General features: G+C 75.5%; 12 protein-coding genes. 8 read left to right on the forward strand and 4 right to left on the reverse strand.

Features of this window, described 5'->3' with window-relative positions:
• The first annotated feature begins 144 nt into the window (after positions 1–144).
• From ABZ318_RS36385 to ABZ318_RS36415, 7 genes are all read left to right on the forward strand, one after another.
• Entirely contained in the window at positions 145–555 is a 411-nt protein-coding gene (locus tag ABZ318_RS36385) for a cobalamin-dependent protein (RefSeq protein ID WP_356906712.1), read from the forward strand.
• A gap of 47 nt (positions 556–602) precedes the next feature.
• Positions 603–1,862 carry a methylaspartate mutase gene (locus tag ABZ318_RS36390; protein WP_356906722.1) on the forward strand — a complete coding sequence of 420 codons (1,260 nt, stop codon included), beginning with the start codon at positions 603–605 and terminating at the stop codon, positions 1,860–1,862.
• 186 nt (positions 1,863–2,048) lie between these two features.
• A complete protein-coding gene (locus tag ABZ318_RS36395) occupies positions 2,049–3,053 on the forward strand; it encodes an asparagine synthetase A (RefSeq protein ID WP_356906713.1) in 1,005 nt (334 codons plus the stop codon).
• Positions 3,050–4,387 (forward strand): glutamate synthase-related protein, encoded by a 1,338-nt coding sequence (locus tag ABZ318_RS36400; protein WP_356906714.1) that lies wholly within the window; start codon positions 3,050–3,052, stop codon positions 4,385–4,387. Before ABZ318_RS36395 ends, ABZ318_RS36400 begins: the two co-directional genes overlap by 4 nt.
• The gene (locus ABZ318_RS36405) at positions 4,384–4,797 is read left to right on the forward strand and encodes a hypothetical protein (RefSeq protein ID WP_356906715.1); all 414 of its coding nucleotides are present in this window, start codon (positions 4,384–4,386) and stop codon (positions 4,795–4,797) included. Before ABZ318_RS36400 ends, ABZ318_RS36405 begins: the two co-directional genes overlap by 4 nt.
• Positions 4,798–4,988: 191 nt before the next feature.
• Positions 4,989–6,281 (forward strand): MFS transporter, encoded by a 1,293-nt coding sequence (locus ABZ318_RS36410; protein ID WP_356906716.1) that lies wholly within the window; start codon positions 4,989–4,991, stop codon positions 6,279–6,281.
• 7 nt (positions 6,282–6,288) lie between these two features.
• On the forward strand, positions 6,289–7,032 hold the full coding sequence (locus ABZ318_RS36415) for a 4'-phosphopantetheinyl transferase superfamily protein (RefSeq protein ID WP_356906717.1): 744 nt from the start codon (positions 6,289–6,291) through the stop codon (positions 7,030–7,032).
• A gap of 39 nt (positions 7,033–7,071) precedes the next feature.
• On the opposite strand, the gene ABZ318_RS36420 is transcribed toward ABZ318_RS36415, so the two are convergent.
• The 4 genes from ABZ318_RS36420 to ABZ318_RS36435 form a co-directional block, all read right to left on the reverse strand.
• Positions 7,072–8,031, reverse strand: coding sequence for a TIGR03557 family F420-dependent LLM class oxidoreductase (locus ABZ318_RS36420; protein WP_356906718.1), 960 nt, complete (start codon positions 8,029–8,031; stop codon positions 7,072–7,074).
• Positions 8,032–8,143: 112 nt separating this feature from the next.
• Positions 8,144–10,594, reverse strand: a complete 2,451-nt coding sequence (locus ABZ318_RS36425; RefSeq protein ID WP_356906719.1) for a SpoIIE family protein phosphatase — start codon at positions 10,592–10,594, stop codon at positions 8,144–8,146.
• A 320-nt stretch (positions 10,595–10,914) separates the two neighbouring features.
• A complete protein-coding gene (locus ABZ318_RS36430) occupies positions 10,915–11,052 on the reverse strand; it encodes a hypothetical protein (protein WP_356906720.1) in 138 nt (45 codons plus the stop codon).
• A gap of 713 nt (positions 11,053–11,765) precedes the next feature.
• A complete protein-coding gene (locus tag ABZ318_RS36435; RefSeq protein ID WP_356906721.1) occupies positions 11,766–12,713 on the reverse strand; it encodes a Rieske (2Fe-2S) protein in 948 nt (315 codons plus the stop codon).
• 236 nt (positions 12,714–12,949) lie between these two features.
• On the opposite strand from ABZ318_RS36435, the gene ABZ318_RS36440 reads away from it, so the two are divergent.
• The gene (locus ABZ318_RS36440; RefSeq protein WP_093877769.1) at positions 12,950–13,222 is read left to right on the forward strand and encodes a hypothetical protein; all 273 of its coding nucleotides are present in this window, start codon (positions 12,950–12,952) and stop codon (positions 13,220–13,222) included.
• The last annotated feature ends 116 nt before the right edge of the window (positions 13,223–13,338 follow it).

The raw sequence follows: 13,338 nt of genomic DNA on the forward strand, positions 1-13,338 counted from the left end.
AGCCAGCTGCCCCGTCCGTGCACCGGCACAAGGTATCGGTCGTCTGGCCTGTTCTCGGCGTGCCGCCTGAAGCGATGCTCCCGGCTGGAGGACGAGCCGGTCTTACTTCCCCTTCCGGAATCCCCGAAAATCTATCCTCGACACATGAAGATACTCCTGAGCGGAACCGCATCGGATTCCCATACATGGAATCTCGTGTACCTCCGTCTCTTCCTCGAGGAACAGGGCCACGAGGTCGTCGGGCTCGGTCCCTGCGCCCCCGCCGAGCTGCTGGTCGCCGGCTGTCTGCGGCACGCGCCCGACGCGGTGGTGCTCAGCAGCGTCAACGGACACGGCTACCGCGACGGACTCGCCGCCGTCCGCCGGCTGCGCGAGGTACCCGCCCTGGCCGGCCTTCCCGTGGTGCTCGGAGGAAAGCTCGGCGTCGCCGGGCACCGCCAGGAAGCCGACGTGGCACGGCTCACCGAGGCCGGCTGCGACGCCGTGCTCGGCGAGGACCTGGACGCCCTGCGCGCGTTCCTCGCCGCGCGCGCCCGCAGGGAGGTGCCGGCTTGACCGCCCCCGCCCCCCTCCCCGGCTTCGGCGGCTTCGTCGCGGCGTCCATGGCCGCCGGCCGGCTCGTCGTCCAGCCCCGCATGGGCTTCGGCGACCCCGGCCGCATGCGGGCCGGGCTCGCCCGGACCAGGGCCGCCACCGCCCACACCGCGGGCACCCTGACCGTCGACAGCTACACCCGCGTCGGCGACCTCGCCGCAGCCCGCGCCGCCGTGGCCGACGGAAGCCGCCTCAACGGCTACCCGATCGCCGCGCACTCCCCGGCCACCACCCGGACCGTCCTCGACGGGCTGCTCGACGCCGACTTCCCCGTACAGGTCCGGCACGGCTCCGCCCGCCCCCTGGCCATCGTCCGGGCGCTCACCGCGGCCGGCCTCGACGCCACCGAAGGCGGCCCCGTCTCCTACTGCCTGCCCTACGGCCGCACCCCCCTGCGGGAGTCCGTCACCGCCTGGGCCCGCGCCTGCGAACTCCTCGCCTCGGCGGCGCGGCCCGGCGCCGTGCCCCACCTGGAGAGCTTCGGCGGCTGCCTCCTCGGCCAGCTCTGCCCGCCGGGCCTGCTGGTGGCCGTGAGCGTCCTGGAATGCCTGTTCTTCGCCCGGCACGGGCTGCGCAGCGTCTCCCTCAGCTACGCCCAGCAGACCGACCCGGCGCAGGACGAGGAGGCCCTGCGCGCCCTGCACCGGCTCGCCGCCGAGTTCCTGCCCGACGACGTCGACCACCACGTCGTCCTCTACACCTACATGGGCGTCTACCCCCGCACCGCACAGGGCGCCACCCGCCTCCTTGAGGCCTCCGCCCGGCTCGCCGTGCGCTCCGGCGCCGGCCGCCTCATCGTCAAGACCACCGCGGAGGCCCACCGCATCCCGACCGTCGAGGAGAACGTCCGCGCCCTGGAGACCGCCGCCGCGGCCGCCGCGCTCGCCGGCCCCCCGCCCCCCGGCCCCGCGGCCGAAGGGGACGGCGAGGTGTACCAGGAGGCCCGCACCCTGATCGAGACCGTCCTCGGCCTCCACCCCGACCTGTCCCGGGCCCTGCCGGCCGCCTTCGAACGGGGGCTGCTCGACGTGCCGTTCTGCCTCCACCCCGACAACGCCGGCCGCTCCATGGGATGCGTCGACCCCCGGGGACGGCTCCGCTGGGCCCGGACCGGCGCCATGCCGATCCGCCCGGACACGGCCGCCGCCGCCCCGCTCACCTCGGCCGGTCTGCTCGCCGCCCTCCACCACGTCGCCGACCGCTACGACAGCCCCCGGCACCGCGGCGGCGACCACGACCGCCCACCGGCCACCCCGCTCACCGTCTGACCCGGGCCCGCCACTCGACCACCCACACCCGCCACCCAACCACCCACGCCCGCCACCCAAACCCGCCACCCAAACCCGCCACCCGACCACCCACACCCGCCACCCTTGCCGCCCGACCACCCGCGCCTACACACCCGCCATCCTTGCCGCCCGACCACTTGCGCCTACCCCGACAGGAGCCCCGCCATGGACCAGCCCCTCTCCGCCGGCTCACCGGCGACCCCGCCGCCGCTGGGCGAGCACCTCCGCTCGCCCCGACTGCGCGCCGCCATGCTCGTCCAGCAGGAGGCCCTCCACGCCGCCCGCGCGTTCCTGCGCGGCGAGGGCTTCACCGAGCTGCTGCCCCCGCTCGTCGGGCCCGTCACCGACCCCGGCGGCCGTGGCGCCAAGGCCCTCGACGTCGACTACTACGGCCACCCGTACAAGCTGATGACCAGCGCCATCCTCTACAAGCAGGCGTCCCTGCGCGGCTTCCCCCGGCTCTTCTACGTCGCCCCCAACGTGCGCGTCGAGCCCGAGGAGACCGCCGGCACCGGCCGTCACCTCGTCGAGTTCCACCAGATCGACGTGGAGATCGCCGACGGAAGCCGCGAGGACGCCCAGGAGATCGCCGCTGGCCTGCTCACCCATGTCACCGAGCACGTGTGGACCGCCGTTCCCGAGATCCTCGGTGAACTCGGCCGGGTCGAGGGGGACTTCGCCGACGTCCGCGCCGGCAAGTACGACGTCTGCACCCACGACGACGCCGTGGCCCGCCTCCTCGCCGCCGGTCACCCGCAGAACCCCGACGGCGAGATCGACTGGGCCGGCGAGCGGCTCCTCTCCCTGGAGAGCGACCGCCCCTTCTTCGTCAACGACTACCCCAAGGGCTCCCGCGGCTTCTACGACCGCGAGGACCCCGAACGCCCCGGCGTCCTGCGCAACTTCGACCTGATCGCCCCGCACGGGTACGGCGAACTCGTCTCCGGCAGCGAGCGCGAGGCCGACTACGCCACCATCGTCACCCGCATGCGCGAGAGCGGCGAGAACCCCGCCAAGTACGCCTGGTACCTCAAGGAGGCCCGCGACGGCATGCCGCCCAGCGCCGGATTCGGCATGGGCCTGCAGCGCCTGGTCCGCTTCCTCACGGGCCTCGACGCCCTGTGGCAGGTCAGCGCCTACCCGAAACTCCCCGGGGTGGTGGCCCCGTGACCGCCCTCGGCGCCCCCGGCTTCCCCGAGCGGGAGATCCGCGCCCGCGCCCGCAACGGCACCGCCGAGGTCTTCCCCGACCCCGCCACGTACGGCACACGGCTGTACGGACCGGGTCCGGCGGCCGTCGCCGCCGACGGCCTCGACCGGGCGCGCATCGTCCCGCCCGTCTTCATGCCCCAGCGCCTGGAGAAGCTCATCGAACTCGCCCGCGAACCGGAGTTCACCGACGTCGACCTCGGCTCCCGCGTCGGCGGCTTCACCACCCGACTGCCCCTGTACCTGTCCGCCTTCGGCTCCACCCGCGCCGGCAGCGGCGACCTCGCCGTCCACGCGAGCCGGCAGGCCGCCCGTCTCGGCATCCCCATGGTCATCGGCGAGAACATGATCCCCGTGCACGGCTACCGGCGCGCCGGCGACGCCACCCGCTCCGCCCTCCTCGCCCGCGTCGAGGCCTACCTCGACGCCGCACCGGACGGCGTCGGCGGCGTCGTCGTCCAGCAGTCCACCGAGGATGCCGACTCCGAGGTCTGGAACCTCCTCTACAGCGACCCCGCCTTCCGACCCCTCCTGGAGACCGGCCGGCTCGCCTTCGAGCTGAAGACCGGCCAGGGCGCCAAACCCGGCCTCGGCGGCATGACCGTCGTCGACCGCGCCGAGGCCGAGCAGCTCGCCCGCCGCTTCACCGTCAGCGACGTCCTCGACCCCGACGGCGAACGCCGGCTGCGCTGCGCCACCCCCGGCACGTTCACCGACGAGATCCTCCGCCAGCAGCTGCGCTTCATGCGGAACAACTTCCCCAAGGCCCGCACCTGGGTGAAGTTCCACCCGGGCCGCGACATCGCCCACGCCGCCCGCACCGCCTGGTCCGCCGGTGCGGACGCCGTCACCGTCGACGGCGCCGAAGGCGGCACCGGCTGGGCCCCGGGCGTCTTCCTCGACCACGTCGGCCTGCCCCTCGCCGAATGCCTGCGCCGCATCGGCCGCCCCGACGGCTGCCTGCTCGCCACCGGCGGCATGTGGGAAGGCGGCCGCGCCGTGCGCGCCCTCGCCCTCGGGGCCACCGCCGTCGGCCTCGGCCGTGCGGCCCTCGTGGCCGTCGACGAGGACCCCGAGCACGGCCTGGAGCGCCTCGCCGACAGCATCGCCCTCGAACTGCGGCTGCTCATCAGCGCCCTGGGCAAGTACACCGTCGCCGCCCTGGGCCCCGAGGACCTGTGGTGGCCCGACGGCCACCCGTCCCACGCCGAGACTTCCGCCGTCCCGTCCCACGCCGACCGCGCCGCCGACTCGCCGCTCCCGGTCGTCACCGACCCGGCGGGAGCGACGCCATGACCAAGCACCGGCAGCGCGGCGGAGACCGTGCCGTCCACGCCCGTTTCTCCGTCCGGGAGACCCCCGGCATCACCGTGACGGTGTCGCACGACGGCGCCGCCCTCGGAGCCGCCGACGAGCCCCCACCGGGGGCGGCCGACGACACCGCCGACAGCGCCGGACTGGCCGGTGCGGCCCTTCACACCGCGCAGCGGGCCCTCGCCGAGGCGGGCCGCGCCTACCTCGGCGGCCGGGTCGAGCTGCGTACGCCTCGGCCGACCGAGCGCGGCACGCGCCGGCCCACGGCCCCCGGCACACGCCGGCGTCGCGCCGTGCGCCGGGCCGCCGACCGCGCCGTGGCCCTCGCCGTCGCCGCCGGCCTCAGGGGCGACGCGGCCGGCGCCAGGGTCCGTGTCCGCCCACCTCTCTGACCGCGGCCCTCCGCCCTCTGGCGACGGCCGTCCACCTCACCCCGCGCACGGCCTCCGTCCGTCCCGTCCCGGTCCCAGTTCCGTCCATCCCACCCCGCGCACGCCCTCCGTCCGCCCCGTCCCGGCCCCAGCCCCGTCCACCCCACCCCACGTCCCGGCTCCCCGTCCCTCGACCACAGAAAGCCGACCCCATGGGAACGACCCCCACGACCAGCGCACCGGCAGGCCGAGAGCCCGTCGTCGACTGGCGTCGCGTCAGCAGTCTCGTCATCGGCCAGGCCGCCGTCCAGGCGGGCAGCTTCGCCCTCCTGATCGCCATGAGCTGGACGGCGGTCCAGCTCGGCGGCCGCGAAGCCGTCACGTACGTCACCCTCGCCGCCACCCTGCCGCGCGCCCTGCTCCTCCTCTTCGGCGGAGCGCTCGCCGACGCGCTCGGACCCCGCGCCGTCCTGCTCCGCGCGACCGGTGTCCGCGTCCTCGTCCTTGCGGCCGGAACGCTGGTGACCGTCACCACCGAGACCCTGTGGCCGCTGATCGCCGTCGCCCTCGTCGACGGCGTCCTGCTCGGCCTCACGGGCCCCGCCTCCGGGGTCCTGCTGCCCCGCCTCGCCCCGCAGGACCAGCTCGGCCGGGCCAACTCCCTCTTCTCCATGGTGCTGAGGCTCGCCCCCATCGCCGGCTCGCCCCTCGGCGCCTGGCTGGTCGTCGTCGGAGGCCTGCCCGCGGCCATGACGGCCGCGGCCGCCGGCTGTGTCGTCTGGCTGGCCTGCGCCACCCACGTCACCCACGGCATGTCCCGGCCCGAGCGCGCCCCCCAGGGGCCCTCCCTGCTGCGCCGCTCCGGCGACGGCTTCCGCCTCCTCGCCGCGCACCCGCGACTGCGGTGGATGTTCGTCGCCTGCTTCTGCATGGACCTGGCCTTCCTGTGGCCGGCCGAGGTCGCCCTGCCCCTGCGGGCCGCCGACGAGGGCTGGGGCGTCGGCGCCGTCGCCATGGTCCTGTCCGTCTTCGGCGCCGGCGCGCTGGCGTCCGCCGCCCTGGGCGCGGCGCTCGCCCACCGCATCCCGGCGCACACCAAGCTCGTGGTGACCGGCGTCGGCCTCGCCGCCGGGATGGCCGCCATGGCCCTCGTCCCCTCGCCCGTCGTCCTGGCCGGCACGGCCGGAGCCGTCGGCCTGCTCTCCGGCCTCAACGGCCCGGCCCTGGTCACCGCCTACCAACAGGCCGTCCCCGAGGGCCGGATGGGCGCCGCGATGTCCACCTTCGCGCTCTCCGGCATCGGCGCGGCGCCCCTGTCCCTGGCCGTGTTCAGCCCCGTCTCGCTCTCCCTCGGGGTGACCGGGACCTGGCTGCTGTGCGCGGGCCTCGCCCTCCTCTCCCCGGTCGCCGCGGCCGTCGCCCTGCGCGGCGGGGCGGCCACCGCCACGCCGCGCGGCGGCGCCCGTGCCCGTACCGCACCGGAGCCCACCGCCACTTCCGTGTGAGGCAGACATGATCCCGCTGGTTTCCCCGCCACCGCCGGCAGCTCCGCCGGCCGGCCCGCTGATCCCGACCGCGCTCCCGCCCCTGACCACGGCCCTGCCGCGGCTGCCCGGGCTCCGCCCGGCCCGGCCGCAGCTGTGGCTGGTGGCCACCGAGGCCCACCAGGACACCGTCACCCGGTACGCCCCCCTCGTCCTGGACGCCGGCGAACTGGCCCGCGCCGAGGAGTTCCGCCGCTCCGGCGACCGCGCCACCTACCTGTGCGCGCACGTCGGGCTGCGCCGCCTGCTCGGCGCCCACCTGGGCGTCGCGCCCCGCACCGTGTCGGTGGCCCGGGCGCCGTGCCCCTGCTGCGGCGAGCCGCACGGACGCCCCGTACTGACCGACGGGCGCCCGCACTTCTCGCTCTCCCACTGCGAGGGGCTGAGCCTGATCGCCGTCGCGTCCACGCCCGTCGGCGTGGACATCGAGCGGGTGCCGGCGGGGCACACCGTCGCGGAGGCCTCCGAGGTCCTCCACCCCGCCGAGGCGGCGGAACTCGCCGTCCTCGCCCCCGCCCACCGGCCCGCCGCGTTCGCCCGCGTCTGGACCAGGAAGGAGGCCTACCTGAAGGGGCTCGGCATCGGCCTGGGCGCCGATCCGTCCGCCGAGTACGTGGGCGCGGGACCGGTCCCGTCCGCACCGCCCGGCTGGCTCCTCGCCGACGTCACCGCCCCGGACGGCCACCACGCCGCCGTGGCCCTGCGCCGGTGACGGGCCCGCCGACGGGCGGCCCCGGCCGGCCCGTGCCCTTCAGGACGCGCCGTCGAGCAGGGGCAGCACGTCCCTGCGGTAGAAGTCGAAGAAGCCTCGCTGTTCCGGGCCGATCTGGCCGATGTGCAGCCGGTCGACGCCGACGTCCACGAAGCGGCGGAGGTGTCGGACGTGCTCCTCGGGGTCGGGACCGCACGCCACCCCCGCCGCGACCGTCTCCTCGGTCACCAGCGTGGAGGCCTGCTCGAAGTGGGCGGGGGTCGGCAGGATCTGGTTCAGTTCGCCGGGCAGGTGCTCGGTCGGCCAGATCCGGTGGGCCGTCCGCACCGCCTCGGTGCGGGACTCCGCCCAGCACACCTTCGTCGCCCCGTACACCGGCCGGGCGGGGTCGCGGGCCCGGAACCGCGCGATGATGTCCGCGTCCGGGGCGGTGGTGACGAGACCGTCGGCGATCTGCGAGGCGAGACGGGCGGCCCGGGGGCCGAAGGCGGACACGTCGAGGGGCGGAGGGGTGTCGGGCAGGCTGTAGATCCGGGCGTTCTCGACGGTGTAGTACCTGCCCCGGTGGGTGACCGTCTCGCCGGTGAAGAGGAGCCGGATGACCTCCACCGCCTCCTCCAGCATCTCCAGGCGCACCCCGGCGGACGGCCAGGGGTCGCCGAGGACGCGTTCGTTGAGCGCCTCCCCGCTGCCGAGGCCGAGGCGGAAGCGTCCCTCCAGCAGCAGCTGGGAGGTGGCCGCGGCCTGCGCGACCAGCGCGGGATGGAGGCGTACGGTCGGACAGGTCACGGCCGTCTCGACGGGAAGCCGCACGGCCTGGGACAGGGCCCCGATCACGGACCACACGAAGGGGCTCTGGCCCTGCGCCTCGTTCCAGGGGTGGAAGTGGTCGGAGATCCACAGCGACCGGAAGCCCGCGTCCTGCGCCATCCGGGCCTGGGCGACGAGATCGGCGGGCCCGAACTCCTCGCAGGAGAGGAAGTACCCGAACTCGGTCATGACGCCTCCGGTGGATGGGCGCGTTCACCGGCCTCCGCAGAGACGGCTCGTCGATGCGGTTGCCCGGGTACCGGAAGGGAAAACACCGGGCGCCGGCCCCGGCGCGACGGGCTCACGTCCCGGACGGTGCCCTGTCCCGGCCGCGGGGCACGTGGATGTCGAGGACGCAGACGTCGTCCCGGTTCCCCGTGCCCGTCCCGGCGAGCATCCGGGCGACCATGGGGTCACGACCCCCGCGCACCAGTCGCAGCGCCTCCGCTGCGAGGCGGTCGAGGCCCACCGAGATGTCCTCGCCCGGCTTCTCCACGAGACCGTCCGTGTAGAGCAGCAGATGGTCCCCGGGCAGCAGGTCGACCACGGCCTCCTCGTACCGGGAGCCGTGCAGGGCGCCGAGCAGCGGACCCTCGGGCTGGGGCAGGAAGCGCGCCTCGTCGTCCCGGATCAGCAGGGGCGGCGGATGCCCCGCCCGGACCCAGGTCAGCCGGTGGTTCCAGGGCTGGTAGCGGCCCATGACCATGGTCGCGGTGGTGCCGCGCTCGTCGTCCGCCGTGTGGAGGAGAAGGGCGTTGAGCCTGCTGAGGACGTCGGGGAGGCCGGATCCCGTGATGCTCATGCCCTTGGCGGTGAACCGCAGCTGCGCCATGGTACCGACGGCCGCCAGGCCGTGGCCGGCGACGTCTCCCACGACGAACAGCGCGCTCCGGTCGGGCAGTTCGATCGCCGAGTACCAGTCGCCCCCGACGTTCAGGCCCCGGTCGGCCGGCATGTAGGCGACGTCGACGCACAGCCCCGCGAGATCCAGCGACTGCTCGGGGATCGGCAGCAGGGTCTCCTGGAGCCGGGCGCCGAGGGCCCGCTCGGCCTTGAGCATGCCGCGCTGGACGAGGTTCTCGCGCTCGCTGTCGCGCAGGGCGAGTTCGGCGTCCTTCTGCGCGCTGAGGTCCTGGAAGAAGCCGTGCACCTCGACGGGCGTGCCGTCCGCGTCCCGCTGTGCCTCCGCGACGATCCGCAGGTGCCGTACGCCGTGCGCGGCGGTGATGCGGAAGGGCTCGTCGATGGCCCGGCCGTCGCCGAGGAGCCGCTGGACGGCGGCGCCGAGCCTCGGCAGGTCCTCGGCCACCAGGTGCTCCGGCAGCTCCTCCAGGCGCATGGGCCCCAGGGCGGGGTCGCGGTCGAAGATGACGTACACCTGATCCGACCAGGTGATCGTGTCCGTGATCAGGTTCCAGCCGGCCCAGCCCAGGTTTCCCAGGCGCTGCATGTCGGCCAGCAGGCGGGTCTCGCGCTCGCTGGCGTCATGGCGGACCCAGGAGACGACGAGGCGTCCGCCGAGCCGCGAGGCGCGGACCGAGTACACGGATTTCTGCGGGACGCCGGCGGTCACCTCCTCGTACGTGAAGGGATCGCTCTCGTAGACCGACCCCGTGACCAGCGTGTCCAGGTATCCGTCCCACAGGGCGGTGCCCGCCACCGTGGGGTACGTCTCCAGGATCCGCCGGCCCACCAGCTCCTTGCCGCGTCGCCCGGCCACGTCGACCGCCCCGGGCGCCGCCGCCTCGATCAGGTAGTCCTCGACGTCACCGGTCTCCGAGCGCAGCGGGGCGAGCAGGACCGCGGGGCCTGGCAGAGCGTCCAGGACCGCCTGGACGGCGGCGACGTCCTCGCCGGAGGCGGAGGCGTCGCCCCCGAGCGGGCCCCGGTCCTCCCTCAGGGGTCCGACGCAGAGTCTGACGGCCCGCCGCAGCAGTGTCCGGGTCCGGGCGTCGAAGGGCCCCGGACGGGTGCGGAAGAAGCCGACGACCGTCGTCATCGGCACACCGCCCGGGACGGGGAGCCAGGCCCGGGAGGGCCACTGTCCGGGCGGGTCCCCGATCAGGAGGTAGCGGTCGTCGTCCCGCCGCATGTCCTCCAGCCAGACCGCCTCCTGGGCGTCGACGGCCTCCAGGGCGGCGACGCCGCTGAGGGGCGGGATACGGCTCCACTGTCCGGCGAGCTCGTCGCTCACGCCGGCGCTGCCGACCAGCTCCAGGTTTCCGGCCGCCGCCACGGTGTAGATCATCACCGCGTCCACGTCTTCGGGCTCTCTCAGGGTCGCCAGGAGGAGCTCCGCGACGTCGGCCGGGGTCCGTGCGTGCGCCAGTCCCCGGGCCAGCTGGGCCAACGTCCAGCCGTGACCGGCGGGCCGGGCTCCGCCGAGGACGTAGCGAGGGGTGCTGAAGGGCGAGGGGTCGTCCTCCCGCGGCTGATCGGAGGGAGGCGCCGCGGGGCGTACGGACGCCGGTGCGCCTCCCTCCCCGACACGGCCGAGGGTGATCCAGCACTCTTCCAGGAGGGTTCTGCGGTGCTGCTCGGCGCGGTCGAGCAGCAGGCGGTACGCGGCTTCCGCCGACACCCCCGCCTGGGCCATGACCACGCCCTTGGCCCGTTCGAGGACGGCCGTCATCGAGGCGCCGCCCTCCAGGTCCACGACCTCGGCGCGCAACCGCGCCACGACCTTGGCCAACGCACGCACCTCGGGTGCCGCCCCCTCGCCCGCGCCGGGAGCCGCGAAATCGCCCTCCATATGTTTGAGCATGCCATGTCCCGCTCGGAACGCACCCGGTGTTCGGCAGGCGCAGCCCGCCGTGATCGGCCGACCGCGACGCGTTCCGCACCCCGTTCCGTACGGACGGTGGAAGGGAGGAACCGGCCGGTCCCGTCACTCAGCGAACCCCCATGCGGGACGCCATCGTCCGGAGGTCGCCGCGGTCATGGACCCGGCGGTTTGAGGTCATGGACCCGGCTGTCCGGCGCCTCGGTCGTCCCATGCCCCGGCCCTCGCCGGGCCGGGCGCACGAGGTCCCCGCGGGACCGGACGTGCGCCGGTGGACGGCGGTCGTCCGCTCAGGCGGCGGCGTCTCGCGCCGTCACCCGGAACGTCTTCAGGGACGGGTCGGCGGCGTCGGGCACGAGCAGACCGTGCTTGACGCCACTGCGCAGGTGGTCCACCACCTCGGCGTTGATCAGCTCACCGGGCGCCACCGCCGACACCCCCAGCGGGCCGTAGACGACGTCCCCCCCGGCGCCGGAAGTCCCGCAGTGCCTCGAGTACGGGTGCGTGCGAGTGGTCCATGGCTCCTCCGGTCCGGTTCCGCCCGCCCTCCGGTGGGGGCGCACTGCCGTGGCCTCTGACGCGTCTGCCAGGGGCCCCACCCGGGAGCGGGCACGCACCAGGGCGGGGTACGAAGCCGGCAGCCGCCCGCGCGCGGCGGCATGAAGCGGCGCGGACGGGGCACGTGCGCCGTGGGGCCCCCGAAGCCGCCGCTCGCCGGTTCCCCTCCACGGCCGGGCGGCGGCCGGGACGACGGGGGCGTCCGGGCGGCGACGCGACGCCGCCGGACCGGGGGCGCACAGCCCGGATGGCCCAAGCGCCTGGAGCTTTCGCCCGCACGGACGACTCAGGCCTCGGGGCTTCCGTTCGCGTGGACGACGCCGGCCTCAGGGCCCCGCTCCCGCCGACGGCTCGGGCCCCGACGTCCCAACCCGCGCCGACGACTCCAGCCCGGTGCTCAGACCCAGCACCCAGCTCGCGCCGACAGCGCAAGCCCAGCTCACGCTGGCGGCCCAAGCCTCAGCCCCCGCTCGCGCCGGCGGCGCAAGCCCCGCCCGTCTCCGCCGCTTGCGCCGACGACTCCAGCCCCGTGCCCCGCTCGCGCCGGCGGCTCAAGCCCCCGTGCCCCGCTCGTGCCGGCCGCTCAGGCCGCGGCATCTCCCTCGGTGAGGTGCGTACGGAGCCGGGCTTCGAGGCGGCCCTCGACGGTCCGCGTCTCGAAGGCCGGCTGCGGCGCCGTGGCGGGGCCGGTCACGTTCCAGCCGTCCGACAGGCGGAAGGTGCTGCCGTGCCAGGGGCAGCGGACGCAGCCGTCGACGACGGCGCCCTCGGCGAGCGGCCCGCCCATGTGGCTGCACCGGGCGGCCAGGACGTGGACCTCGCCGTCCGCGCCCCGCACGATCACGACGGGCACTTCGCCGATGCGGCCCTGCCGGGGCTCGCCCTCGGGCAGGGAGGCCGTCTCGCCGAGGTCGTGCCAGCCCGGCTCGACCAGGTCGGCGACCTCCTCGGCGTGGTTCGCCCCCGCGGACTGCCGGTACGCCAGATGGCCGCCGATCGCCCCGCCGGTGCCGATCGCGGCGAGACCGCAGAACGCCCACGCCTTCCCGCGCCAGTGCCGTCCCCGGCACCGGGCCGAGAAGGAGGCCGTGTAGAGGGCCACGCCGGTGATGTTCGCGGCGGCGTGGACGAGCCCCACCCGCAGCTGCGGGCGGCGCAGCTCCGCCCAGTCGGTCCAGCCCGCCACGGCGGACGGCAGCGCTCCCACCAGGCCCACGCCGACGAGGAAGCGTGCCGCCCGGCGCTCGCCGGGGAGGAGGTCGAGCACGGCCGCCGACAGCCAGGCCCCGATGGGGAGCTGCACCAGGAGGGGGTGGACCGGGTGCCCGAGCCAGCGGCCGTGGAGGGCGTCCCGGGCCCGGCCGAGCGGGAGGCCGTGCACGGCACGCCGCAGGACGTCGGCGACCCGGTCGTACCGGGCGGAGTTCTCGATCCGCTCCATTGCCGCCAGGACGCGCCCCGGCCCTTCGGCCGAGGGCAGCGCCGCGCGGGCGAGCGCGAGGGTGCGGTGGGGGATTTCTCGGGTGACCATGGCTGGCGTGTAACCCGTGGCGTCGACCGGAAACGGACCCGCGCGGACGGATCCGGCGGGCGAGCGCGCTCGCGCGAGCGGCCCGCCGCCTCCCGGGGTGCCGGAACCACCGGGCGTGTGCGCTGCGACTGCCGATGACGACCCTTTGTGCAGATAATGCTCGTGTCGCCCTCCGCCGTGCTCTCACGAAGCGGAGCGTCCTGCGGCGAGGAGCGGGATCCGGAGCAGGAGGAGCCATGCTCATCAGGCATCTGGTCGAGGACGGAGTCCTGCACCTGGCACTCCTGCACGACCTGGACGTCCCCAGCCGTGCCGCGGCCGCTCTGCAGATCGAGACGCTCCTCCTGGCGCATCGCCCCCGTCTGGTCAGGATGCAGCTGCCCACCGCCGATCCCTCGCCCGCCTCGCTCAGCGCGCTCGCCCGCGCCCGGCGGATGTGCGAGGGCCTGGGCATCCCCCTGACGGTCGTCGGTCCCGCCCCGGTCGTCGGCCCGTCCGGCGCGGCCTGACGCCCGGGAGGGCGGCTCGTCCTCCCGGGCGTCCCGCCCGGCGCCCGTCCGCCGTGCGCAGTCGCACACCGAGCTGCCACTCGCCGGCCATCACGAACAGCCGCCCGCGCGCCCGG

Source organism: Streptomyces sp. NPDC006197, assembly GCF_040613865.1.
Classification (GTDB): domain Bacteria; phylum Actinomycetota; class Actinomycetes; order Streptomycetales; family Streptomycetaceae; genus Streptomyces.